Here is a 25428-nt window from a genome sequence, read left to right on the forward strand (position 1 = left end):
CACGGAGCGTGCGTCGGCGTTCTCATGATTTAGGATTGGTTTCCCACTTACTGGGCAGGTCGCCTAAGCTCGAGGCATGGGCAACGAAGAGGTCGTCTACACACACGGTCATGACGAGTCGGTGCTGCGCGGTCATCGCTGGCGCACGGCCGAGAACTCCGCCGTATACCTGCTGCCGCACCTGCGGCCCGACATGACTCTCCTCGACGTCGGATGCGGTCCCGGGACGATCACCGCGGACTTCGCCGGGGTGGTCGCCGAGGTCACCGCGGTCGAAATGAACGACGAGGCCCTCGATCTCGCCCGGAACGAGTTCACCCGGCGCGGGATCACCAATGCAGAGACGGTCGTCTCCGACATCCACGCACTCGACTTTCCCGACGACTCGTTCGACGTCGTCCACGCTCACCAGGTTCTGCAGCACGTCGGCGACCCGGTGCAGGCGCTGCGCGAGATGGCTCGGGTCTGCAAGCCGGGTGGCATCGTCGCAGCCCGTGACGCCGACTACGGCACCTTCACCTGGTACCCCGAGAATCCCGAACTCGACCGATGGCTGTCGCTCTACCACGACATCGCTCGCGCGAACGGTGGCGAACCCGACGCGGGGCGACGCCTCCGTGCCTGGGCGCACGCGGCCGGCCTGGACGACGTGGTCTGCACCGCGAGCGCATGGTGCTTCTCGTCCGACGAGGACCGCGAGTGGTGGGGCGGGTCGTGGGCCGACCGGGTTCTGAAGTCGAACTACGCCGATCGGGCGATCGAACTGGGGTTCGCAACCGGCGACGACCTCGCCCACATCTCGGACGGCTGGCGTACCTGGACTGCCGACAAAGACGGTTGGTTCGCACTGCTCCACAGCGAGATCCTCTGCCGCATAAACTAAGTCCAGTCGCTGCGCTCGAGCAGCCACGACACCGCAACGCCCGCGACCAGGCCCCAGAATGCGGCGCCGATGTTCCAGAACGCGACGTTCGACGCGGTGACCACGAACGCAACCAGCGCGCCCATCGTGTGGGTGCGACCGAACCCGGCGACGAACGCGCCCTGCAGTGCCCGCAGCATCGCCAGCCCACCGAGCGTGGCGACGAATGCGACGGGCGCCGCGGTCATCCACCGCACGAACAGCGGTGCGAACGAGCCGAACACGATCGCCAGTACGCCGCACGTCACGGCGGCCGTGTACTGGCGGCTGCGTTCGCCGGAGGACACCAGCAACGCGTTGGTCGGTCCGGTCAGGCACGTGGACACGGCGCCGACCGCCGCTGCCGCGAAGGACCACACCCCGCACGCGACCGTCGCCACGTTGATCGGCGGGTGATGTCCGGCGCTGCGCAGCACCGCGACACCCTGCCCGTTCTGCACGACAAGCACCGTGATGGCGAGCGGAACAACGAGTTCCAGGATCGCCGTCCAGGTGAACACCGGCGCGGTGAACACGGGTGACGCGAACACCCCGGCATCGTCGCCGACCGGATCGAACCGGCCGGACACCGCGACCGCGACCACTCCCGTGAGCAGCGCCCCCAGGATCGGCGGCATCCACTTGCCGAGAGGCGGAACTGCGCTGAGCGCCAGGAACACCAGGACCATCGGCACCGCGATCGCGACGTCGGCGTCGAGTGCCCGCACGAGATCCACCCCGAACTTCAGGAACACCCCGGCCACCATGGCCATCACGATCGGCATGGGCAGCGCCGACATCACGCGCCGCACGAGACCCGAAAGTCCCAGCAGCAGAATCAGTGCGGATGTGACGACGTACGCGCCGATCACTTCGGGCCAGCTCAGGTGCGTGAGCGATTCGCCGACCACCACCGTGCCGGGGATGGTCCAGAAGAACCCGAGCGGCTGACGGTACGCGAGGCTCATCGCGATGGTGAGGATTCCGTTGAGTACGAACACCCCGAAGATCCACGACGCGAGCTGCGGTGCGCTCAGTCCTCCGGCGGCGCCGGCGGCGAGTATCACCGCGACCGGTCCGGTGCACGAGAAGATCAGCCCGACAAGGCCGTTGGCTGCATATCCGGGCCCGAGGTCGCGACCGAGCCGACGCAGAGTGGTGCGTGGTCGCGCGGGACGTTCGAACAGGACGGTATCGGCGCCGGTCCGGGCGTCTTCGTCGACTGCGGTCATTCTGAAACAACTACTCCTGTTCTCGGAACCGGGCCGCGAGTTCGCTCCGGGAACGGATGCCGAACTTCGCGTACACCCGGGTCAGGTGATACTGCACGGTCTTGACGGACAGGAACAGTTCGCCGGCCACTTCCTTGTTCGTGTGGCCGGCTGCGACGAGTGCCGCCACCGCCTGTTCCTGCGGGGTGAGGGCGACGGCGTCGACCGAACGGTCCGCGGTCTCCTCGCCGGCCTTCAGGCCGCCCGCCTTGAGTTCACGATCGCAACGTTGGACGTAACTGGTCGCGCCGAGCGTCGAATACAGTTCCCGGGCCGAGCGCATCACCGCGTCGGCCTCGCGGCGTCGACCCGCCCGGCGCATCGTCTGCCCGTAGGCGTAGCTCACCCGGGCGCGGTCGTACGGCAACGGCAGCGGCGCCAGTTGCGCGAGAGCAGACTCGAAAGTGTCACGTGCCGCGTCGATGTCGCCGCGTGAGCCCTGGATTCGACCGCGCACGTATCCGACGCGCGCCATCGCGGACCGGTGTCCGCGTGCCGCGGCGCGTTCCTCGAAGGGGCGGAGGAATACGTCGGCCTCGTCCACCCGTCCGGTCATGACGAGTGCGTTGGCGTACAGGTCCGGCCACGGCCAGAAGCCCGGTTCGTCGAGTCCCTGCCGGTGCTGCACGGCGGCAAGCGGTTCGAGATGCCGCAGCACGTCGCCGTATTCCGCTGCGATCTCGGAGACCTGCGCTGCCGAGATCGCCGACGGCGCCAGCATCATCGCGTAGTCGTGGGTGCCCGCGCGGCCTCGCAGCAGGTGTTCGCGCGCCCTGGCGCGGTCCCCGCGCAGCGCATGGATCTGAGCGCCGGTCCAGTGCACAAGGGGGCGAAGGAGATCCAGTCCGGTGCGGTCGAGCTGGGCGGCCGCACGATCGACCGTGCGGATCGCATCGTCCCACTCGCCGAGCGCGAACTGGGTGCGGGCCAGCCATGCCTGCGCCCACAGCGAGATGCGTAGCGAGCCTCCCCGGAACGCGGTCGGTTCCGCCGATTCGAGTTCCGCCCGCGCCCGGCCGGGGTCGTCGAGCGCCAGCGCCAGCCAGCCTTCGGCCATGCGGAAACGTTGGCTCTGGGCGCCCGATCCGACGTGGTCGGAGAGGGTCGCGTACGACGCCACTCCCTCGTCGACACGACCGGTCAGGGCGAGACCGAGACCGCGGACGGCCGCGGATTCGACGGCGGCCGGCGTGGCCCGGGGTACCAGTGCGGCGGCACGGTCGGCCCACTCGACGAGTTCGTCACCGCGCAGCCCGGCCAGCGAGTGCAGCACCATGCGCTGGCAGATCAACGCAGCGAGCTGTGGATCCGCGTCGGTGTCGTCGATCGATGTCCAGGCGCGGGTGAGCAGTTCGTGTGCTTCGGCGGCGCGCCCGCGTTGGATGGCCAGGTACCCGAGCACGGCGTCACGCATGGGACCACCAGGGGCGCTTTCGATCTCGGGGACGAACGTCAGCGCCTGCGGGAGGTCGGCGGCACCGGTGAGTGCGTCGACTCCGCGGATCAGGCGTTCGGTCCGCAACTCCCGGTCCGGGGTGATCCGGCTCGAGATGATGAGGGCCTCGGCCGCATCCGACCACGCTCCGTCCGACGCGCGCGCCTGCGCGTACCGATCGAGGCGGTCGGCGAGGCCGGCATCGGACCGGTGAGTGGCGGACACCAGATGGAGCAGGGAGGCGCCCTCGTCGTCGACGATCTCCGCTGCCCGGGCGTGCAGTTCCTGCCGTCGCGCCGGGCCGAGCCCGTCGACCACGGCTGCTCGGGTCATCGGGTCCGGAAACGACAGCGTGACGACACCGCGTTGTTCCCGCATCGTGAGCAACCCGGCCGTGTGGGCGTCGTCGAGGGCGGTCGTCGGGTCGTCCAGTTCGGCGAGTGACGCGGCATGCGCGAGGGAGCTGTCGGTACCGAGGATCGCCGCCGATTCGACGAGCAGGCGAGTTTCTTCCGAACAGCCGGCGAGCCTCCGGCGCACCGTCGCGGCATGTTGCTTCGGCGCCGGGAACCGGTCCTGCCAGTGCTGCCACTGTGATCGGGGCATCTCGTCGATGACCTGCAGGGTCGGAAGGGGACTTCCGAGGGTGTGTTCGTACAGGCGTCGCGCCGTCCACGCGGACAGGTCGACGCCGGCACGTGTTAGGGCCAGCTGGGAGATGTCCGAGGGGGAGAGCGGCCCGACGTGCACCGTGACGGTGCGGTGCATGTCGAGGATGTGGGCGACCTCGCCGTCGACGGTCTCGGGCAGAACGTCGGGGATCAGCCACATCATGAAGAGCGGGTGACCGTGGGCGCGGCGGATCAAGGACGACAGCGCCTGCAGCGACGCGGGATCGGACCGATGCGCGTCGTCGACGACGATCACCGTGGGGCCCGTCAGGCCGGCGAGGATCTCGTGAGCGACGTCGACGGGCTCCGTCGCCGTCACCGGCGCCTGCAGCAGCTGTTCGGCGACGGACCACTCCCGGTGCGACTCCCACTCTGCGCAGGTCGCACCGAGAACCGTCCAGCCGGACAGCGATTCGGCGAAAGTTCTTACCAGGGTGGTCTTTCCGATACCGGGCGGACCCTCGACGAGGGCGAGCCCGGGGGTACCGGTTCGCGCCTCGTCGAGGATCCGTTCGAGCTCTGCGAGCTCGCGGGTACGTCCGACCAGCATGGAAGATCCCGTCACACATCCACGGTAGCCGCGACCGCAGGCTCCGGTTCGGTGTTCGGCGCGGTCGGACGGGCCGGCACGAAGAAGGTGACGACCGCACCGGCGAGTGCGATTCCGGCGAAGATGTAGAAGTTGACGTTGTTGCTCAGACCTGCACCGATGAGCACGCCGCCGATGATCGGTCCGACGATCCCGCCGAGGCGGCCGAACCCGGCGCACCACGCGACGCCCGCGGCTCGGGCCCGGGTCTCGTAGTAGTTGGACACGAAGCCGTAGATGAGCACCTGGGTGCCGATCGTGCCGACACCGGCGATCGCGACCGCGGCGAGGAGCACCGGCAGCGGGAACCCGAAGGTGAGCAGCACCAGGGCGAGGGCGGCGAGACCGAAGGTGGTGACGACGACGGGTTGGGGTCCGCGACCGTCGGCGACTCGGGAGGCGAGCAGGCCGCCGAGGATCGCGCCGCCGTTGAGGACGAGCAGGAACGCGAGCGAGCCCTTCGCGTTGTACCCGGCGTCCGCCATGATCTTCGGAAGCCAGGTGTTCAGCCCGTAGGTGAGCAGCAGTCCGGAGAAGCTCATCAGTCCGAGAAGTGTTGTTCCCCAAGCATACCGACGGGTGGCGAGCGCAGCGAAACCGGCCTTCTCGACGGTCGGCGCCGAGGGTGCGGGCACCGGGATGTCGAACTTGTACGAGACCGCGGCGGCGTCGTCGGTGCGACCGCGCGAGATCAGCCACTGCGGCGACTCGGGGAGTTTCGCCAAGGCGAGGGGCAGCAGGATCACCAGCGGCAGCGCGCCGATCAGGAACAGGCCACGCCAGCCGATCGCGTCGCGCAGCACGATCGCCAGCAGGGACGCGAGGACACCGCCGGCGGGGACGCCGCTGTACACGATCGCGTTGTAGAGATTGCGCTTGCCTGCCGGTGCGAACTCGGCGACGACGGCACCGGCGGTGGCCACGAGCCCTCCGACGCCGATGCCGGTGAAGAACCGCAGCGCGCCGAACATCGCGAGGTTCGTCGACAGTGCCGCGGCGGCCATGCCGACGGAGAACCAGACGATGTGCAGGAGCATCATCTTCCGCCGCCCGACGCGGTCACCGAAGGCGCCGGTGACCAGCGCGCCGACCATGACGCCGACCAGTGCGTACGAGCCGAGCGCACCGCCCTGCTCGGCGGAGATGTGCCCGAGCTGGCCCGGGTCGGCCATCAGTGTGGGCAGGATGGTGCCGTAGACGACCAGGTCGTAGCCGTCGAAGACGATCGCGAGCGTCGCCAGCGCGACGATCCAGAGGACGGAACGGCGGTGCCGCGCACTCGCCCATTCTGTGGGCTGGGTCATGATCACTCCAGTTGGTGAGGGCTGTCACAAAACAATCGGGAGAGAAAAACGGGCCTCACCGTCGGGGCCGGAAATGGCCCTGTCGGTGAGGCCCGGGGGCGGCGGGCTAGCCCAGATCGCCGCCGGCGACGGGCAGAACCGTGCCGGTGATGTACGAGGCTTCCTCTGATGCCATGAACGTGATGGCGGCGGCCTGCTCGTCGAGCGTGCCGTACCGCTTGAGCAGCGACGAGTCGACGGTCTGGTCGACGATCTGCTGGTACCAGGTCTTCTCCTGGTCGGTCTGCGCTGCCGGTCCGCGCGCGACCCGGCGGGCCGGGGCGTCGGTGCCGCCCGGTGCGGTCGCGACCACCCGGATCCCGTACTGCGCGACCTCCAGTGCCAGTGCCGCGGTGATCGCGTTGACCCCGCCCTTGGCGGCCGCGTACGGGACGCGATTGACGCCGCGGGTCGCGACCGACGAGACGTTGACGATCGTGCCGGAGTTCTGCGCGATCAGGTGCGGCAGGACCGCCCGACACGTCCACAGTGTGGGGAACAACGAGCGCTGCACCTCGGCCTGGATCTGCTCGGGCGTGTAGTGCTCGTACGGCTTGGCCCAGATGGTTCCGCCGACGTTGTTGATCAGCACGTCGATGCGCCCGTTCTGCTGTCGCGCCTCGTCGATCGCGGCCTGTGCGCCCTCGAACGTTTCGAGGTCGGCGGTCACGGAATGCGCGCGGGCGCCGTTCTCCCGCAGTTCCTTCGCGACGTCGTGGACGAGGTCGGCGCGGTCGATCAGGACGACGTCGCCGCCCTCGGCCGCGATCCGCCTCGCGACCGCGCATCCGATGCCCTGTGCGGCACCGGTCACGACGACCGCGCGGTCGTCGAACCGGCCGGGAAAGACGCGGGGGCTCATGCGATTTCCGCCTTCTTGCGGTCCTCGATGGCGCGACGCATGGTCTCCTTCGCGTGCTGGGCGTGGGAGACGATGAGATCGCGTGCCGCGGCACGGTTTCCGCGTTCGAACGCCTCGACGATCTTCAGATGGTCGTGGGGGACCTGCTCGTCCACCCACTGCGCGGTGCGCAGCACGCGGCGCATCAGCTGGGTGACCTCGAGCCGGTTGTACGCCTCGAGCAGCACCGGGTTGCCGCAGCAGCGGAACAGGAATTCGTGGAACGCCGCGTTGGTGTCGGTGAACGCGGCGGCGTCCGTGAACCGGTCGCGTTCGATCGACGCGGTCGATGCCTCGGCCAGGAAGCGGAACTCGGCGAGCTGGGCGTCGGTGAGCCGGCCGATCGTCAGTTCGAGCGCGCCGAGTTCGAGTGCCATGCGGGCGTCGAACTGGGCATCGGACTCCGCGACGGGCGGGTGCTCCTCGCCGATCTCGTAGTTGTCCGCCACGGTGGGGTTCGCGGCTCCGAGCGAGACGGGCAGACCGGTTTCGGCGGAAGCCTTCTCGGCCGCGGCACGCTCGGCGTCGGTGGGCTCGGTGACCTGCACGGCACCTTGGTCGGAACCGGCCGCGGAATTGTTGAACTTCTCGAAGTAGAAGTTGGCGGGGGTGACGCCCTCGTTCCCGAAGTGGGTGCGCACCGCCTCGACCATCGGCGGTGGGCCGCACAGGTACACGTCGACGTCGCCGTCGTTGAGATGCTTCGGCTCGAACAGCGAGGTGACGTACCCCTTGTTCGGTGCTGCCGAGTCGGGATCCGCGACGCAGTAGTCGAAGCTGAAGTTCGGCAGCGACTTCGTGTACCCCTCGAGGGTGTCGAGTTCGACGATGTCGCGGTCGAAGGTGCCACCGTAGATCAGGTGCACGGGCAGGTCGCTGCCCTGTTCCTGCATCGTGGCCAGGATCGCGAGGATCGGGGCCAGACCGGTGCCGCCGGCGAGCAGCAGCGCGGGGCGCTTGCGTTCGCGCAGGAAGAAGCTGCCGAGCGGGCCGGTGAACTCGAGGGTGTCGCCTACCTGCGCGCGATCGCGCAGGTATTCCGACATCAGTCCACCCTCGGTGATCTTGACCAGGAACGACAGGTGCTCGTCGTTCGGGCCGGTGCTGAACGAGTACGAGCGGCTCCGGTCGGTGCCGGGCACCGTGATGTTCACGTACTGGCCGGGCAGGAACACCAGATCGTCGCGGTTCGGGATCTCGACGCTGAAACCGATCGTGCTGTCCGAGAACCGGCGGATGTCGGTGATCGTCGCCGAGTAGGTCGTGGCGGCGGTCTTCGCGACGTCGGAGGTCGTCGCGATCTGCAGCACCAGGTCGGATTCCGGTGTCATCTGGCAGGGCAGGCAGTAGCCCTGCTCGGCCTCGTCGTCGGTCAGCGCTTCCTCGATGTAGTCGCCGCCGTCGTAGCTACCGGACTCGCACAGCGCCTTGCAGGTGCCGCACGCGCCGTCCCGGCAGTCGAGGGGAATGTTGATGCGCGCCTTGTACGACGCGTCCGCGACCGTCTCGTTCGGGCCGCACTTGACGAAGCGGGTGACCCCGTCCTCGAAGCTCAGTGCCACTTGAAAGCTCATGGCATGTGCCTTCTTTCGTGAATCGGGGTGATCAGACGACGTAGACGTCCACGATGTGGTGGATGTAGTCGTTCTTCAGGACGATCTTCTTCTTCCGGATCACCGGCTCGGGTCCGGACACGTCGAGGGTGACGAAGTTCGTGCCGAAGTACGTGTCGGTCGTGTTGTAGCGGTAGTACAGCGAGAACCAGTTGTGGCGCAGGTCGATCTCGGTGCCGCGGCGCTCGAGGATCTCGACGTTGGTGATGTTGTGGCCCGTGCGGGGCTCGGGCAGCGACGTCGCCGACGAGCGGTCGGTGCGGATGCGGAACACCCGGTCCTCGAGCCCGCCGCGGTTCGGGTAGTACACGAGCGAGATCTCGCGCTGCGGGTCCTCGGTGAGTTCACCGTTGTCGTCCCACGCGGGCATCCAGTACTCGGCCTGCGGGTGGTAGCACTCGAGCCACTTCTCGAACTCGCGGTCGTCGAGCAACCGTGCTTCCTTGTAGAGGAACTGCTCGATCGCGGTCTGCGTCAATTCTGTTGCAATGGTCATTGTTTCGTTTCCCTCAGCGCTCGTTCGCGGCGGTGGACCGGGCTTCGGCCTCGGCGGCCTTGCGCATCGTCTCGAGCCAGTACCTGTGCTGGATCGGGTAGAGGCCCTCGTCCTCGGTCTTCACGCCGCTCGACAGCACGTTGGTCATGCCCAGGTCCTTCGCGACCTGATCCGGGCCGTTGAGCACGTGCGTGGCGCCGCGGCTCATGTCGTTCCACGGTGCTGCGGTCGCGAGGTAGGTCTTCTGGCAGGACCGGAACTCCTCGAGATCGTCCGGGGTCGCCATGCCCGTCGCGTTGAAGAAGTCCTCGTACTGGCGGATCCGGTTGGCGCGGGACTCGGCGGACTCACCCTTGGGGGCGATGCAGTAGATCGTCACCTCGGTCTTGTCCACCGCGATCGGCCGGAAGTGGCGGATCTGCGACGAGAACTGGTCCATCAGATACACGTTCGGGTACAGGCACAGGTTGCGTGACGCGCCGACCATGAATTCGGCCTTCTTCTCCCCGAACTCGGCGGCGAGCTCGTCCTTGCGCGGGTAGAGGGGGCGGTCCTGCGGGTTGCCCCACCACATCCACAGCAGCAGGTGGCCGTTCTCGAACGAGTGGTAGCCGCCGCCCTGCTTACCCCACGTGCCGGCGTCCATCGCCCGGGTCTCGTTGGCCGATTCCCCGGCCGTGCGACGGGCGGTGGTGGCCGCGTAGTTCCAGTGCGTCGCGGACACGTGGTAGCCGTCGGCGCCGTTCTCCGCCTGCAGTTTCCAGTTGCCGTCGTAGGTGTAGGTGGACGCGCCGCGCAGCACCTCGAGTCCCTCGGGGGACTGGTCCACGACCATGTCGATGATCTTGGTGGTGTCGCCGAGGTGGTCCTCGAGGGAGTCGACGTCGGGGTTGAGGCTGCCGAACAGGAATCCGCGGTAGTTGCCGAAGCGGGCGACACGGGTCAGGTCGTGGCTGCCGTCGGTGTTGAACTGTTCCGGGTAGCCGGCGTCGCGGGGATCCTTGACCTTGAGCAGCTTGCCGTTGTTGCGGAACGTCCAGCCGTGGAACGGGCACGTGAACGTGGTCCGGTTGTCGGTCTTGCGCCGGCACAGCATCGCGCCGCGGTGGCTGCACGCATTGATGAGGCAGTGCAGTTCGCCGTCCTTGTCGCGGGTGATGACGACGGGCTGGCGGCCGATGTAGGTGGTGAAGTAGTCCCCGGCGTTGGGCACCTGACTCTCGTGCGCGAGGTACACCCAGTTGCCCTCGAAGATGTGCTTCATCTCCATCTCGAAGATCTCTTCGTCGGTGAAGATGTCGCGCCGCACCTGGTAGCGGCCGTTCGCAGCGTCCTCGACGAGGGCGTCGTCGAGGTGGGAACGCACGTGGTCGATGGTGTCGGTCATGGGGAACTCCAATGTGGCGTCGTACCGGGGGAATGGCGATGCGGGGATCGGTCCGGGGGTTCCGGCTCGGATCCTCGGTGGGCTGGATCTGCGCCGTGATGCCTCTACGATGCCACCCTGTGTCTCCGGTCACACCGGGGAAATGCCTAGGGGTGCCTAGGACCCCCGGCGGTGATGCCGAAAGGCCCTGGACACGGCCACGCCGGCGGGTGTCTGCGCACACAAAGACAGCCGCACACGTTCAGGACGTGTGCGGCTGTCTTGCGGGGAGGTGGGTGCGGTGCTATCCGACCCACATGGGCGGGACGGGACGGTCGAAGGACAGTTCGGGATAGTCGTCGTCGGCGATCGGGGTGTGCAGGCGTCGCTCGACGTAGTCGTGGCCGTGCGTCCGCATGTGACCGATGCACCGGACCGTGTATCCGACGCTGTCGGTGCGGGTCGTGTGGACCGGACGGAACAGGTTGGGGAATCCGTACGCGGTGAGGTCGGATGCCTCGAATGCGTTGCCGTCGCGGCCTTTCAGTGGCACGTGCCCGTCGCCGTCGACGACGAACTTGGCGTGGGCGACGACCTCGCGGTCGCACCGGATGTCCCACCGGTTGTCGATCTCGTCGTACGAAGCCGATGTGGCGGTGTCGATTTCGAGGACCGAGAGGTGGAGCTCGTTGCGCAGGCGGATCGCTGCGCGAAGGGAGGCGAAGGAGCGCCCGACGACGGCTACATCGAATTCCGGGATGCAGGGGGGTCGGGAATCCGGCTGTGCCAGGAACATCGGGCGCTCCTTCGCGAGGTGGTGGTTCGATACCGCGCGCGGGCAGGTAGGGGCACTGCTGCCCGCGCGCGGCAGTCTGGGTTACTTCTTGTAGAAGGCGCTGACGTCGGCGTTTCCGATGAGGTCCGGAACCGTCCAGCCGTCGAGGTCGTACTCGCTCATGAACTGCTCGGCGAAGCCCTTCATGGAGGCGACGTCACCGCGTCCCTCGGCGGCGAACAGCAGCTCGGCCTTGACGTTCTCGTGGTTGCCGGCGTAGTTCCGCTCGTACAGTTCGTGGCGGCCACCGAACTCGGATCCGATCGAATCCCACAGTGCCTTCATGACCTTGACCCGGTCGACGGCCGTGATGCCGTCCGAGCCGCGGACGTACTTGTCCAGGTAGGGCCGGACGTCCGGGTTCTGGAAGTCGGCGGCCGAGGACGGCAGGTAGATCAGGCCGGACGCGACGTCCTGCTCGATGATCTCCTTGATCCGCGGGTAGCCCTGCATCGCGAACATCCGGTAGGTCAGACCGTATTCGAGCTTCGGGGTGACGGTGTCACCGATCCACGGCTCGGGGTTGTTGACCATCGCATCGCTCAGCGACCAGAACAGGTTTCGCCAGCCGATGACCTCACCGACGCGGGTCTGCACGCCGCGGAATCCGCCGGCGCCGGTGGCGTCGAGGGCCTTCATGAGCAGACCGGCGATGAAGTCGAGCTTGACCGCGAGGCGGGTGCAGCCCTGCAGGGTGAAGCGCTGGAGGAAGCCGGACCCGCCGAGGAAGTTGTTGATCTTCTCGACGTCCCCGTACATGAAGACGTTCTCCCAGGGCACGAGCACCTTGTCGAAGATGAAGATGGCGTCGTTCTCGTCCATGCGCGAGGAGAGCGGGTAGTCGAACGGCGAGCCGACGACGTTGGCGTTCTGCGAGTACGACGCACGGGAGATGAGCTTGATGCCGGGGGCGTCCATCGGCACCGTGCAGATCAGCGCGAATTCCTTCTTCTTGATCGGCAGGCCGTAGTGGGCGATGAAGTTGTAGTTCGTGATCGCCGAGCCGGTCGCGACGACCTTGGCGCCCGAGACGATGAGACCGGCGTCGGTCTCCTTCTCGACCTTCATGAACACGTCGCCGACCTCGTCCGGCGGCAGCGACCGGTCCACCGGCGGGTTGATGATCGCGTGGTTCCAGTACAGGACCTTCTCCTGCGATTCCCGGTACCAGCGCTTCGCGTTGTCCTGGAACGGTGAATAGAACTCGTCGTTGGCGCCGAGGGTGCCGAGGAATGAGGCCTTGTAGTCGGGGCTGCGGCCCATCCAGCCGTAGGTCAGGCGGGCCCAGGTGGCGATGGCGTCGCGGTCGGCGCGCAGGTCGTCCGCGGACTTGGGGGTACGGAAGAACGGCATGGTGACGCCGCCGTTGCCGGTGTCGGTGGGGGTGGTGAGCTTGTCCACGTGCTCGCCGGTGTGCAGCGCGTCGTACAGGCGGGCCGTCATGCGGATCGAATTGCGGAAGGCCGGATGCTCGGTGTAGTTCTTCACCCGCTCTCCGTGCAGGTAGATCTCGCGACCGTCCTTGATCGACTCGATGTACTCGTCCCCCGTCATCGGGCGGCTCGTGAAGTTCTGCTGCTGGTTGGCCGCGCAGTCGGCGGCGACGTTGACCTTGGATCGGTCGACCGTCTCGGTGGGGCGGGGCTCGGTCGTGGTCATGTCATTTCTCCTGGTGACGGGGAAGGTGATGAAGAAGTACGGGGGTCACGCCGTGGGGACGGCGATGCGCATGGGCGTGAAGCGGGTGGATGCGTCGAACCATCCGCTGTGCGGGTCGTCGAGCGATCCGTTCCATGCGGCGGACGCGCTGGGTCTGCCGAGGTCGTGGAATGTGCTGCGGTAGAAGAGAAGCGGTTGTGCGTCGGCGCGGGCGGTGGCGTCGACGATCTCGCCGATGTAGATGATGTGGTCGCCGCCGTCGTATTCGCGCCACGGCACGCACGACAAGGTGGCTGCGGTGCCGGCGAGGATCGGGGCAGTCGGGCCCTGCTCCCACACGGGTTCGGGGGACTGGGGACGTCCCGCGAAGTGCATGGCGGTGTCGATCTGGTCGTCGGCGAGGATGTTCACCGCGAACGGCGCACCGGACAGGAAGCGGCACGCCTTCGAAGTGCGCGTCAGGGTCACTTGGCACAGTCGCGGTTCGAGCGAAACCGCGGTGAATGCGGTGACGGTGGCCCCGTGCGGGGTGCCCTCGTGGTTGTTGCAGGTGATGACGGTGACGCCACTTGCAAACTGCCCGAAGATGTTTCGAAGCTCTCGCTGGTCCATCTCGGAGGCCCTTCCGGTCGATCCGTCGTGGTGTGATCCAGACCATATTCCGAGCGGAAGGGGGTGCGCGATCCGCTGAGCGCGGCGACTATCCACCTTGCGCGGCGAAGTGACCGGCGACCTTGTTTGCAGGAGGTAGTGTTGCCGGTCACACTGGGACCAAAGCCCCGAAACGTGAGCCGAGGAGGGTGAATGCGCACCGATGACGTGCAGATTCCCGACAATTGGGATGAAGCGGAAGTAGTGGTGTCCGACGCCTACTTCCCGCATTCGCTGCGTCCGTCCGATGCCGTCACCGCCCCGCAGGTGACGTTGCGGAAGGTCGATCTCGGTCCGTTACGGCTCGCCCGCGTCGGCTGGGGCGCCGAGGTGTCGCTCGAGTCCGATCACCCCGGTGCCTACGCCGTAAACATCCCTCTAGCTGGGCAGATAGAGTCGGTGAGCGAGGGGCGGGAGGTCGTCTCCCCGCACGGTTACGCCACGGTTTTCCGTCCCGACACCGCGGCGGCGATCACGCGGTGGACGGCGGACTGCGAGATCGTCGGGGTCAAGCTCGAACGGGACTACCTGCACCGGGAGATGGCCCGGGTGCTCGGGCGGCCGGGACTGCAGCTGCCTCCGCAGGCGGACCTGACGACCGAGGCCGGGAAGAACTGGTTGTCGATGCTCGGGGCGATGGTCGGAAACCTCGAATCGGGCGCCTCACCCTGGAACAATCCGCTGGTCGCCGACCAGTTGTCCGGGGCGATCATCTCGGCGTTCGTCCTCGCTGTCATGCAGGAGACCGACCCCGGCGCGGTCGCGCGGCCGCGCATCATCAAGCGGGTTCTGGACCGGTTGCACGAGGATCCGTCACTGGCCTGGACCAGCGCCGACATGGCAGAGGTCGCCGGGGTCAGCGTCCGCCGGCTGCAGGAGGGCTTCCGCGAGTACGTCGGGGTCTGCCCCCGCGAATACCTGCTCGACCTGCGCCTCGAGCGCATCCACGCGGAGCTTTCCGAAGCCGATCGGGGCGATGTCTGCGTCACCGACGTCGCACTCAAGTGGGGTATCACCCATACGGGCCGGTTCGCCGCCGCCTACCGGCGCAAGTACGGCGTCGCGCCGTCCGAGACGCTGCGTTCCTGAGCGAGTCGTTGCAGGCCGGGGCCGGCCCCGGGTCGGATTCGGTTGTGCGAACCGAGGGTTCGATCAGGTGCGGAGCAACGGTCTCGACCGGGACTTCCGACACTGCGTGAGGTCGGTACCCGCCGGACACCGGTGTCGTTGACATGGACCGGCTTTCGCAGGGTCGACCGGATCCCGGGGCGGCAGGGTGGGGACAGCACTGTGGCACTGGCGAGTTCGGCGCCGGTGGGAGTGGGGGCCGACGGTACCTCGGGCATCTACCTGGTTTCAGCTAGGCATCGACTCCACTCACCTGCGGATTTGCGGGATGTGTCTCGACATGTGGTTGACAACCGATGTGACAGCGCGCACAGTATCCAACGTACGCAGTGCGCGCCGTTGTACGCAGAGCGTATTTCGCCTCGGGCCACAGGCCAGCCCCCTGCAAAGCCCCCCAACAACTTTCGCGACTGTCGCGTCAGACCAGTTCGACCTCACGAGGAGTGTCCATGACCACCACGGAGAACCCCACCGCCTTCGGCTCGGGCAATGCCGCCACCGACAAGTTCAAGGGCGAGCGCGTCACGTCCGACACCTCGGTCGAGCGCGCCGGCGCGATCATCCAGGATGTGCTGAAGGCCCTCACCGACGTCGTTCACAAGCACCAGGTGACCTACGACGAGTACCGCGTCCTCAAGCAGTGGCTCATCGACGTCGGCGAGTACGGCGAATGGCCGCTGTGGCTCGACGTGTACCTCGAGCACGAGGTCGAGGCCGTGCACTACGAGCGCAACAACTACGCGGGCACCAAGGGCAGCATCGAAGGCCCGTACTACGTCGAGAACTCGCCGAAGCTCCCGTCCAAGTGCACGATGCCGATGCGTGAGAAGGATGCTGCGGCACCGTCTCTGATCTTCAAGGGGCAGGTCACCGACCTCGACGGCAAGGGTCTGCCCGGCGCCACGGTGGAACTGTGGCACGCCGACGAGGACGGCTTCTACTCCCAGTTCGCTCCCGGCATTCCCGAGTGGAACCTGCGCGGCACGATCGTCTGCGACGACGAGGGCTACTTCGAGATCACCACGCTCAAGCCCGCGCCGTACCAGATCCCGGACGACGGACCGACCGGTTGGTTCATCAACTCCTACGGCGGCCACCCGTGGCGCCCGGCGCACCTCCACCTGATGGTCAAGGGTGCCGGACACCGCTCGATCACCACCCAGCTCTACTTCAAGGGTGGCGACTGGGTCGACAGCGACGTCGCCTCCGCGACGAAGCCGGAGCTCATCCTGGACCCGAAGCCGAATGCCGACGGTGTCGCCGAGGTGACCTACAACTTCGCGCTCGACCCCGAGGCCTGACCGGCCCCCGCCCCTCGTGCGTGGTTTCGGTAGCACCCCCTACCGAAACCACGCACGAGCGCGAGTCCACCGGCAACCGACCCGAATGCGAGTTCCCTCGATGTCCGACACGGACCTGAAGATCGTCTCCGTCGAGACCACGATTCTCGACGTCCCGCTGATCCGCCCCCACAAGTTCGCGACCACGACCGCCGAGGCGCAGCCGATCCTGCTCGTCGCCGTCACCACCGCCGGCGGCGTCACCGGCTACGGCGAAGGCGTCGTGCCCGGCGGACCGTGGTGGGGAGGCGAATCGGTCGAGACGATGAAGGCCATCGTCGACCGCTACATCGGCCCGTACATCACCGGCCGCGGCGTCGACGACATCACCGGCATCATGGTCGATCTCGAACGCATCGTCGCCAACGCGCGATTCGCGAAGGCCGCTGTCGACGTCGCGTTGCACGACGCGTGGGCGCGCAGTCTCGGCGTCCCGGTGCACACGCTGCTCGGCGGTGCGTTCCGCACCGGCGTCGACGTGCGGTGGGCTCTCGGCGCCGCTCCCCTCGAGGAGATCGTCGAGGAGGTCACCCACAAGATGGAGCAGCGCCTGAACTTCTCCTTCAAGCTCAAGATGGGTGCGCTCGATCCGGCGGTCGACACCGAACGCGTGGTCAAGGTCGTCGAGGCGTTCGACGGCAAGGTCGGATTCAGCATCGACGTCAATGCCCGATGGGACCGCTTCACCGCATTGCGTCACGTGCCGGAACTGGTCGACGGTGGGGTCGAGCTCATCGAACAGCCCACCCCCGCAGAGCAACTCGACGTTCTCGCCGAGATCAACCGGAGGGTTGCAGCGCCGGTAATGGCCGACGAATCCGTGCAGACCCCGCACGACGCATACGAAGTGGCCAAGCGCGGCGCCGCCGACGTCATCGCACTCAAGACGACGAAATGTGGTGGGCTGCAACGCAGCAAGCAGGTCGTCGCGGTCGCGAAGGCTGCCGGGCTCCGCTGTCACGGAGCCACCTCGATCGAAGGTCCGATCGGCACCGCCGCGTCCGTCCACTTCGCGTGCGCCGAACCCGGCATCGACTACGGGTCCGAACTGTTCGGTCCGCAGTTGTTCGCCGTCGAGTTGCTGCAGACGCCGCTCGACTACTCCGACGGTCAGGTGCACCTCCCACAGGGCCCCGGCCTCGGCGTCGAACTCGACATGGACGTCGTCAAGCACCTCGCCCGCGACTGACCCGACCGATCAGACCAAGATCAGACAAGCCCCGATCAGGAGAATCGACCATGGCGCTGTTCCACGTTCGCATGGACGTCGACATCCCCCGCGACCTCGACCCCGAGGTGCGCGCCGACACCATCGCGAAGGAGAAGGCGTACAGCCAGGAACTGCAGCGCAAGGGCAAGTGGCCGCACATCTGGCGCATCGTCGGCCAGTACAGCAACATCAGCATCTTCGACGTGGACTCGGCGGACGAACTGCACGAGATCCTGTGGAACCTTCCGCTGTTCCCCTTCATGAAGATCGAAATCATGCCGTTGACCAGGCACGGATCGGACATCAAGGAGTAAACACGCGTCGACGGTCCATACTCGGGGTATGAGTCTGCCGCTCCGAGACGTCTACGAACAGCCGACCCTCGCGGATCTGCTGCCGTCGGTGCTCGCATCCGCGGGCGTGGCCGGGGAACGCAACCGGCTCGAACTGACCGAGTGCGCCCGGACCGTCGTGCTGCTCGTCGACGGAATGGGCTGGAATCTGCTGCAACGCAACAGCAGTGCCGCACCGTTCCTGACCGGGATGACGGGGGAGCCGATCCGCGCGGGATTCCCGACGACCACCGCGGTGAGCCTCGCGTCGCTGGGAACCGGTCTGCCGTCGGGGCGGCACGGCGTCACCGGATACCAGGCGTACCTGCGCGAGATCCGCAGCCCGTTCAACTGGTTGCGCTGGACACTCGCCGGCACCGCGATCGACCAGCGCACCCAGCTCGTCCCGGAACTCGTGCAGGCGCACCCGACCGTGTTCGAACGCGCGGAGCGCGGCGGTATCGCCGTCACCACCGTGGTCCCGCGGACATTCGAAGGCAGCGGACTGACACGGGCCGTGCTGCGCGGCGGCAGGTTCGTCGGTGTCTCCGCCTACGGCGACCTGCTCGCCCGGATCGTCACCGCCGTCGGATCCGCCGAACGCACCCTCGTCTACGGCTATCTCGGTGAGGTCGACACCCTCGGCCATCTCTACGGTCCGGAGTCCCCGGCGTGGCTCGCGCAGCTCACCGTCGTCGACAGGTTCGTCGAACAACTCGCCGACGCGCTACCGGACGGAACACGACTCGTCGTCACCGCCGACCACGGGATGGTCGACACCACCCGGGGCCGGCGCTTCGACTACGACCACTGCGACGGTCTGTCCGAGGACGTCACCTACATCGCCGGGGAACCCCGCTGCCGCCACGTCCATACCGAACGGCCCGACGCGGTCCTCGAACGCTGGCGCAACGAACTGGGCGACGAGATGTGGGTCGGCACCCGCGACGACGTGCTCGCCGCCGGACTCTTCGGGCCGGAACCGTCCCCCGACGCGGCGAGCCGCGTCGGCGACATCGTCGCGATCGGGCGCGGCGAATCGTCGGTGATCCGCACCGACGGGGAGCTCGTCATGGCGCGGATGCCCGGCCAGCACGGTGCGCTCACCGACGACGAACTGCTGATTCCGTTGCTGTCGCCGGATCCGATCCGCCTGCACACCTGATGATCCGGGCGACGCCGGGGGTGCGTCTGTGAGCGACAGTACGTCGCCGGAGCCGTCGTACCCGACTTATCGTGGCGTACATGCGCACCCACGGAGCGACGGTCTGGCACTGGTCGATCAGCGTGAAGGCCTGGCTGATCTTCTGGTTCGCCCGGATCTTCATCAAGCCGATCATGACCTGGTGGCCCGCCACCGACCGCGGTATCTCCGTATTGAGCAGGCTCGACCGGCAGGTCGACAAGCTGCTGCCCCGGCCGCGTGGCGTCGACATCGACCCGGTGACGCTCGGCGGAGTGCCCAGTGAACGGATCGAGCCGCCGCGTCCCGCCACCGACTCCCTCGCCGGCGCGACGATCCTGTACTTCCACGGCGGTGCATTCGTGTTCTGCGGACTCGCGACGCACCGCACGGTGTGTTCGCTGCTCGCCGCCAAGTCGGGCGTGCCCGTCTACTCCGCCGCCTACCGGCAGCTGCCGGACGGATCGATCGGCACGTCCGTGATGGATGCGATGGCCGCGTACACCGCGGTTCTTTCGGTCGCCGAGGACCCGAACCGCGTCATCGTCGCCGGTGACTCCGCCGGCGGTTACCTCGCGATGAAGGTCGCCGAGATCGCAGCGCTGCGCGGAATGACACGACCGGCCGCCGTCATCGGATTCTCGCCGCTGCTCAACCTGAACCTCGAATCCCACGACCCCGACTACATGAAGCGTGACGCGTACCTGCCGATGCGCCAGCTCGAGAAGCTGCGCGACAAGTGGCTCGACGGTCCGGACCACATCGAGGGCGCCCAGTCACCGGTCGACGCCGATCCCACCCTGTTCCCGCCGGTGTTCTTCTCCGTCGCCGAATACGAGATCACCCGGCCCGACGTCGAGATCGTCACCGAGGCGATCGAACGGACCGGGCGTCCGATCGAAACCCACATCTGGGCCGGTCAGGTCCACGCGTTCCCGGTGATCGGTCAGGCCTTGCCGGAGGCCCGCGCGCTGCTCGACCTCAGCATCGACTTCGCGCGCCGGTCCGTCGCCACCGATGCCACCGAGGGAAGCAGCCGCACCGCGTAGGTGCGGCTGCGCTGCCCGTGTGCCTTTCTGGCGGTTCCCACCGCCACAAAGGCACACCGGCGGCTACGCCGCCAGGCGCGGTTTCAGCCACTCGGTGAGGTCGTCGAGGACCTTGTCCTTCTCGTACTCGTTGAAGATCTCGTGGTACAGGCCGTCGTACATCTTCAGCGTGACATCGTCCGAGCCGGCCAGGTCCGCGACCAACCGGCTGCCCGACGGATCGGTGAGCTTGTCCTCGGTGCCGTGCTGCAGCAGCACCGGCACCGTCAGCGACGGCAGGCGCTTCGGATACGACTGCTCGCTGAGTACGAGGGCACGGACGACCCCCGCGGGCACCAGGCCGTGGTGCACGAGCGGATCCGCCTCGTACGTGGCGACGACCGCCGGGTCGCGGGACACGTGCTTGCTGTCGAGTTTCTGTACCGGCAGGTCCGGCAGGAACCGGCCGATCAGTTTGCCTGCCTCGACGACCACCCCGGGCGTGCCCGCGGTGACGACGACCGCGGGACCGGACAGCGCCAGCGCCGCCAGTTCCCCCGGATGGTCGAGCGCATAGCTCAGGGCGATCGCACCGCCCATCGAGTGCCCGAGCAGGAAACGTGGCAGCCCGGGATGCGCCTCGCCGGCGATGGCGAACAGCCCGGCGATGTCGTCGGTGTACTCGGTCATCTCCCTCAGGTGCAGGCGCTTACCGCCGGACCGTCCGTGACCGCGATGGTCCGGGGCATAGACGACGAGCCCGATCTCGGTGAGCCGCTCGGCGACATGGTCGTACCGCCGGGCATGCTCGCCGAGGCCGTGGCACAACACCAGGACGCCGCGGGGATCGCCGTCGGGCGACCAGATGTCGTAGACGATCCGCGTCGCGGACCCACCGGTGAACGAGGACTCGGAGTGCTGCATGGCGTCTCCCTGCCGTGGACTCGACGTGCGTGACGAACCGCATCCTTGCACGAGACGCCGTGGTGTGTGCCCCGTACCGGTGACCGGGCCGGCGCGAGGAGGGCCCGGGCGGAAAATGCGTGGCTCGGGACCCGTCCTAGGTGGGAGCCTGGTATTCGTGACTTCCCTCGAATCGACGACCGTGGACGCACGGCGCCTGCGTGCGTTCGCACCGCTGCGCCGCCGCGACTACCGGCTGTTGATCGCGGCGGTCGCGTTGTCGTTGTTCGGCAGCGGCATGTGGACCGTGGTGATGGTCTTTCAGGTTCTGGCGCTTGCGGATTCACCGACCGCGCTGTCCGCGGTCGCGGCCTGCTTCAGCGGCGGCCTGATCGCGTTCGCGCTCGTCGGTGGTGTCACAGCGGACCGTCTTTCCAAACGCGCGATCCTGGTGACGGTCCAAGGCGCGAGCCTGGTCGCGGTCGCGGTGGTCGCCGCGCTCGGATCGACCGGCGTGCTCGACCTGTGGCACATGGCCGTCGCGTCCGTCGTGCTCGGCGCCGGCGGCGCCTTCTTCTTCCCGGCGTACAGCGCCTATCTGCCCAGCGTGCTGCCCGCGGAGGAGTTGCTCGCCGCGAACGGGCTCGAAGGCGCGTTGCGGCCGACGCTGCAGCAGGCGCTGGGCCCCGCCGTGGCGGGCATGGTGGTCGGTGCGTTCGTGCCGGCCACGGGCGCCTTCGTCGTGTCCGCCTCCTTCGCCGCGTCGATGGTCCTGCTGCTGTTCGTGCGGCCCCTGCCGGTGTCCCCGCCGGAGTCGTCGACACCGGAGGCCCACTCGAACGTGTTCGCCGATCTTCGCGAAGGTTTCGCGTTCACCGTGCGAACCCCGTGGCTGCTGTGGACGTTGCTGTTCGCGTGCCTGATGGTGCTCGTGGTCATGGGTCCGATCGAGGTGTTGTTGCCGTTCCTGGTCCGCGACAACTTCGCCGACGGGGAACGGGCCTTCGGCCTGCTCCTGACCGCGTTCGGTGTCGGGGGAGCGATCGGCTCGCTTGCGGTGTCGGCGGGACGCATGCCGCGCAGGTACCTGACCGTGATGGTGCTGTGCTGGGGTCTAGGGTCGGTGCCGTTCGCGGTGCTCGGATACACCTCGTCGTTCTGGGTGATGGCGACCGCGCTGTTCGTCGTCGGACTCACCGACGGCGCCGGAATGGTCATCTGGGGCACGTTGCTGCAGCGCCGCGTGCCCGGGGAACTGCTCGGTCGCGTGTCGAGCCTCGACTTCTTCGTGTCGCTCGCGCTGATGCCGGTGTCGGTCGCGCTGGCCGGACCGCTCGCGACGGTGGTGCCGGTTCCGGTGATCTTCGTCGTCGTGGGCACGGTTCCGCTGGTCCTCGCGCTGGTTGCGTTGACCGTGGGGCGCATGCCGGCCGACGAGATCGACCACCCGCTCGACGTCGTCGAACGGGTCGACACACGCCCCTAATCCGAGGGCACGATCGACCCGGCCAGGGCCTGCATGAGGTGGTCGAACTCGCGGCTGCGGGTCGCGCCGGCGCGCACGACCGCGCACACAGGCACGCGCAACCGCTGCCGGGCTTCGCTCATGATCCGCAGTCCGGTGCGGGGCGTCGCATCGACGGTGCCCGCGTACAGCACCGTCCACGCCCGCGGATTGGTGAGGACCTCGAGCGTCGCGGTGTGGTCGCTCGCGATGGCGGGACCGAGCCGGACGCGGCGCCCGACCTCGAGGAACGCGTTCTCGACGACCCGGTGGATGAGGATCTGGCTGTGCCGCGGGGGCAGCAGCAGCGGATAGTGCGCGAGGTCGCGCAGATCGACGGTCGAGAACGCGGACAGCGGATGCTGGCTGGAAGTGACGATGACGAGGTCCTCGACGCCCAGTTCGATCGCCTCGAGTTCCGGCCGGTCGATGTCGCCGCGAATGAGGGCGAGGTCGGCGTCGCCGGCCGCCACCGCGTCCACGCGGTCCGCGAAGTCCCGGATGACGAACTCGATGTCGAGGTTGGGGTGCTGCTCGCGGACCCGGGAGATCGCGTCGAGGCTCTGCGCGGCGAAGCTCATGTTCGCGCTGATCCGGATGCGGTCGCGGGGCGGCTTGCCCACCTCGAGGGCGCGTGCCTCGAGGGCGAGGACCTCGGCGGCGATCGGCATGAGACGGCGGCCCGCGTCGGTGAGCCGGACGGCGCGGGTGGATCGCTCGAACAGGCTCGTTCCCAGCTCGTTCTCGAGTTTCGCGATCTGGTGGCTGATCGCCGACTGCGAGATGAAGCAGCGCTGCGCGGCCCGCGAGAAGCTCGACTCCTCTCCGACGGCCACGAAGTACCGCAGTTGCCGGAAGTCCATCGCCCTCCTATTTATGAGCAAACCAGATAACAGTATTTCGAATATCCCAGGTTAGTGGACCGCGCCCGGGGAGATACATACGGTTGAACTCATACATCGACATCAGAAGACTTCAGCGTGGAGGTTTGGCAGGTTATGGCCGATGCAGAGTTCGACCGGACGGACGTAGTCATCGTGGGTTCGGGCTTCGGTGCCCTCGCGGCCGCGAAGAAGCTCGGCAAGGCGGGTACCCCGTTCGTGCTGATCTCCGAGACCACCGAACACCTCTTCCAGCCGCTGCTGTACCAGGTCGCCACGGGCGTCATCTCGCCCGGTGAGATCGCCCCCTCGGTCCGCGCCATCCTCGCCAAGTATCCCAACGCCGACGTCCGGCTCGGTCGCGTCGTCGACGTCGACCCCGACGCGAACACCGTCGTCTACGAGGCCGCCGGCAAGCGGCACACCCTCGGCTACAAGCACCTCGTCGCCGCGACCGGCGCCCGTCAGGCCTACTTCGGCCGCGACGAGTTCGCCGAGCTGACGTACGCCCTCAAGACCGTCGACGACGCCGAGAAGCTGCGCCGCCAGATCATCCGGTGCTTCGAGGAAGCGCACATCACCACCGACCCCGAGCTCCGCAAGAACCTGCTCAGCTTCATCGTCGTCGGCGCAGGCCCGACCGGCGTCGAGCTGGCCGGCCAGATCAAGGAGCTCGCGCAGCGCTACTTCGCGGAATCGATCGGCAACATCAATGCCGACGACGTCACCGTCACCCTCGTCGAGGGCGCGGACAAGGTGCTCCCGCCGTTCGGGGGCAAGCTCAGCGACTACTCGAAGGAATCGCTCGAGAAGGCCGGTGTCGACGTCGTGCTCAACACGATGGTCACCGACATCGACGAGCACGGAGCGACCCTGACGACGCCGTCGACCGAGGAAACACGCCGGCTCACCGCCGAGACGATCATCTGGTCGGCCGGTATCCAGGCAAACGACTTCGCCGGCGTGCTCGCCGAGCGCACCGGCTGCGACACCGTCCGCGGTGGCCGTCTGCTCGTCGACAACGACTTCACCGTCGGCCGCGCGGACAACATCTACGCGATCGGCGACATGGTCACGCTCGACAATCTGCCCGCGCAGTCGCCGTTCGCGATGCAGGGTGGCCGCCACGTCGCGAAGATGATCCTCGGCAAGATCCCCGCCGGCACCCCGTTCCAGTACCGGGACAAGGGCAGCATGGCGATCATCAACCGCTTCCGCGCGATCACTCGCATCGGCAAGATCGAGCTCACCGGCTTCATCGCGTGGGTTCTGTGGCTTGCGGTCCACCTCGTCTACCTGGTGGGCTTCCGCAACCGCTACATCGCGGTGATGTCGTGGTGCGGTTCGTTCCTCGGCCGCCGGCGTCCGCACTTCTACTACGCGCAGACCGCCGAGCCGGTCCCGGCCGCGATCGAACCGGCCGCGGAAGTGGAGGAACCGGTGGCCACGGATACGCCGGACGACGAACGCGAACCCGCACCGGCCATCGCCTGACCGAGACCGACCGCCTGACCCGATACCGACCAGCTGCGCCCCGGACGATCACCGTCCGGGGCGCAGCTCGTTGTGGGGACGGCGCCGCGTAGACCCTGTGTGGGTGAAACATGGGGTGAAAATCCAGAATTCGTTGGCGGACAGTCCGATCGGGCTTCACAGCGCCCCGCGACCTGCGGTTACAGTGTTCGGCACACTCGGTGCGTTTCCGGCGGTGTCCTGTACGGCAGACGCCGGTGCCGCATCGGGCCCGGAAAACCGCAGGAGGCCCGTGACCGTCGACGACCGCCGTCCCACGTGGACCCCACGGATCGGGTGCGACCTGGTGACCGTGCAGGACGTGGCGGACAGCATCGAAATCTTCGGAGATCGTTACCTGACCCGCACTTTCACGCCTCACGAACTCGAGACGTGCACGGGCGCACACCGGTCCCAACGCCTCGCCGCGCGGTTCGCGGCCAAGGAAGCGGTGTTGAAAGTGCTGCGCCCGGGCGACACCGCGGTGCCGTGGCGTTCCATCGAGATCCGGCGCGCCGAGTGGGGCGGGTGCACCGTCGAACTCAGCGGTAACGCTGCGGCACTCGCCCGAGATCAACAGGTGATCGATATCCAGGTCTCGATCTCGCACGAACCCCGGTATGCCCTCGCGACCGTGACGGCGGTCGTCGCAGGAACGTAGAACAGGAAGTGACCC

The 25428-nt window shown here is 67.6% G+C and carries 22 protein-coding genes; 10 read left to right on the forward strand and 12 right to left on the reverse strand.

The features are described 5' to 3' along the window. Positions 1-76 precede the first annotated feature (76 nt). The gene (locus ACWDUD_RS06700) at positions 77-883 is read left to right on the forward strand and encodes a class I SAM-dependent methyltransferase (protein ID WP_450108787.1); all 807 of its coding nucleotides are present in this window, start codon (positions 77-79) and stop codon (positions 881-883) included. On the opposite strand, the gene ACWDUD_RS06705 is transcribed toward ACWDUD_RS06700, so the two are convergent. From ACWDUD_RS06705 to ACWDUD_RS06750, 10 genes are all read right to left on the reverse strand, one after another. Continuing rightward, on the reverse strand, positions 880-2133 hold the full coding sequence (locus ACWDUD_RS06705; RefSeq protein WP_450108788.1) for a benzoate/H(+) symporter BenE family transporter: 1254 nt from the start codon (positions 2131-2133) through the stop codon (positions 880-882). The genes ACWDUD_RS06700 and ACWDUD_RS06705 overlap by 4 nt on opposite strands. Before the next feature lie 10 nt (positions 2134-2143). Beyond that, positions 2144-4828: an AAA family ATPase gene (locus ACWDUD_RS06710; protein WP_450108825.1), complete on the reverse strand. Its 2685-nt coding sequence runs from the start codon at positions 4826-4828 to the stop codon at positions 2144-2146. 11 nt (positions 4829-4839) lie between these two features. Then, positions 4840-6171 (reverse strand): MFS transporter, encoded by a 1332-nt coding sequence (locus ACWDUD_RS06715; protein WP_450108789.1) that lies wholly within the window; start codon positions 6169-6171, stop codon positions 4840-4842. 106 nt (positions 6172-6277) lie between these two features. Beyond that, a complete protein-coding gene (locus ACWDUD_RS06720; RefSeq protein ID WP_450108790.1) occupies positions 6278-7072 on the reverse strand; it encodes a 1,6-dihydroxycyclohexa-2,4-diene-1-carboxylate dehydrogenase in 795 nt (264 codons plus the stop codon). After that, positions 7069-8685 carry a benzoate 1,2-dioxygenase electron transfer component BenC gene (gene benC / locus ACWDUD_RS06725; RefSeq protein ID WP_450108791.1) on the reverse strand — a complete coding sequence of 539 codons (1617 nt, stop codon included), beginning with the start codon at positions 8683-8685 and terminating at the stop codon, positions 7069-7071. Before benC ends, ACWDUD_RS06720 begins: the two co-directional genes overlap by 4 nt. A gap of 31 nt (positions 8686-8716) precedes the next feature. Further along, positions 8717-9220: a benzoate 1,2-dioxygenase small subunit gene (gene benB, locus ACWDUD_RS06730; protein ID WP_450108792.1), complete on the reverse strand. Its 504-nt coding sequence runs from the start codon at positions 9218-9220 to the stop codon at positions 8717-8719. Between the two features lie 13 nt (positions 9221-9233). After that, positions 9234-10607, reverse strand: a complete 1374-nt coding sequence (gene benA / locus ACWDUD_RS06735; RefSeq protein ID WP_248674222.1) for a benzoate 1,2-dioxygenase large subunit — start codon at positions 10605-10607, stop codon at positions 9234-9236. A 283-nt stretch (positions 10608-10890) separates the two neighbouring features. Next, on the reverse strand, positions 10891-11382 hold the full coding sequence (locus ACWDUD_RS06740) for a hypothetical protein (protein WP_248674221.1): 492 nt from the start codon (positions 11380-11382) through the stop codon (positions 10891-10893). 81 nt (positions 11383-11463) lie between these two features. Further along, on the reverse strand, positions 11464-13080 hold the full coding sequence (locus tag ACWDUD_RS06745) for a 4-hydroxyphenylacetate 3-hydroxylase family protein (RefSeq protein WP_248674220.1): 1617 nt from the start codon (positions 13078-13080) through the stop codon (positions 11464-11466). A gap of 45 nt (positions 13081-13125) precedes the next feature. Continuing rightward, a complete protein-coding gene (locus ACWDUD_RS06750) occupies positions 13126-13692 on the reverse strand; it encodes a flavin reductase family protein (protein WP_248674219.1) in 567 nt (188 codons plus the stop codon). Between the two features lie 192 nt (positions 13693-13884). Here ACWDUD_RS06750 and ACWDUD_RS06755 point away from each other — a divergent pair, with 192 nt between their 5' ends. The 6 genes from ACWDUD_RS06755 to ACWDUD_RS06780 all read left to right on the forward strand — a co-directional run bounded on the left by ACWDUD_RS06755 (position 13885) and on the right by ACWDUD_RS06780 (position 19973). Next, positions 13885-14820 carry an AraC family transcriptional regulator gene (locus tag ACWDUD_RS06755; RefSeq protein ID WP_450108793.1) on the forward strand — a complete coding sequence of 312 codons (936 nt, stop codon included), beginning with the start codon at positions 13885-13887 and terminating at the stop codon, positions 14818-14820. A gap of 488 nt (positions 14821-15308) precedes the next feature. Next, positions 15309-16160, forward strand: a complete 852-nt coding sequence (gene catA / locus ACWDUD_RS06760; protein WP_450108794.1) for a catechol 1,2-dioxygenase — start codon at positions 15309-15311, stop codon at positions 16158-16160. Positions 16161-16260: 100 nt separating this feature from the next. After that, positions 16261-17388 (forward strand): muconate/chloromuconate family cycloisomerase, encoded by a 1128-nt coding sequence (locus ACWDUD_RS06765; RefSeq protein ID WP_248674216.1) that lies wholly within the window; start codon positions 16261-16263, stop codon positions 17386-17388. A 50-nt stretch (positions 17389-17438) separates the two neighbouring features. Then, complete coding sequence (catC, locus tag ACWDUD_RS06770) at positions 17439-17723, forward strand: muconolactone Delta-isomerase (protein WP_197251925.1); 285 nt, start codon at positions 17439-17441, stop codon at positions 17721-17723. 28 nt (positions 17724-17751) lie between these two features. Beyond that, positions 17752-18906 carry an alkaline phosphatase family protein gene (locus ACWDUD_RS06775; RefSeq protein WP_450108795.1) on the forward strand — a complete coding sequence of 385 codons (1155 nt, stop codon included), beginning with the start codon at positions 17752-17754 and terminating at the stop codon, positions 18904-18906. 80 nt (positions 18907-18986) lie between these two features. Then, a complete protein-coding gene (locus ACWDUD_RS06780; protein ID WP_450108796.1) occupies positions 18987-19973 on the forward strand; it encodes an alpha/beta hydrolase in 987 nt (328 codons plus the stop codon). Between the two features lie 63 nt (positions 19974-20036). Here the strand turns inward: ACWDUD_RS06780 and ACWDUD_RS06785 are convergent, their stop codons facing one another. Next, positions 20037-20876 (reverse strand): alpha/beta hydrolase, encoded by an 840-nt coding sequence (locus tag ACWDUD_RS06785; RefSeq protein WP_450108797.1) that lies wholly within the window; start codon positions 20874-20876, stop codon positions 20037-20039. Positions 20877-21057: 181 nt separating this feature from the next. On the opposite strand from ACWDUD_RS06785, the gene ACWDUD_RS06790 reads away from it, so the two are divergent. Next, the gene (locus ACWDUD_RS06790) at positions 21058-22341 is read left to right on the forward strand and encodes an MFS transporter (protein WP_450108826.1); all 1284 of its coding nucleotides are present in this window, start codon (positions 21058-21060) and stop codon (positions 22339-22341) included. Here the strand turns inward: ACWDUD_RS06790 and ACWDUD_RS06795 are convergent. Beyond that, positions 22338-23222, reverse strand: a complete 885-nt coding sequence (locus ACWDUD_RS06795; protein ID WP_450108798.1) for a LysR family transcriptional regulator — start codon at positions 23220-23222, stop codon at positions 22338-22340. The genes ACWDUD_RS06790 and ACWDUD_RS06795 overlap by 4 nt on opposite strands. Before the next feature lie 135 nt (positions 23223-23357). Here ACWDUD_RS06795 and ACWDUD_RS06800 point away from each other — a divergent pair, with 135 nt between their 5' ends. Both ACWDUD_RS06800 and ACWDUD_RS06805 read left to right on the forward strand, forming a co-directional pair. Continuing rightward, a complete protein-coding gene (locus ACWDUD_RS06800; RefSeq protein ID WP_248674211.1) occupies positions 23358-24734 on the forward strand; it encodes an NAD(P)/FAD-dependent oxidoreductase in 1377 nt (458 codons plus the stop codon). Between the two features lie 271 nt (positions 24735-25005). Continuing rightward, positions 25006-25413: a holo-ACP synthase gene (locus ACWDUD_RS06805; RefSeq protein WP_248674210.1), complete on the forward strand. Its 408-nt coding sequence runs from the start codon at positions 25006-25008 to the stop codon at positions 25411-25413. Positions 25414-25428: the final 15 nt, after the last annotated feature.

The sequence above is a fragment of the Rhodococcus sp. NPDC003382 genome (assembly GCF_053589135.1).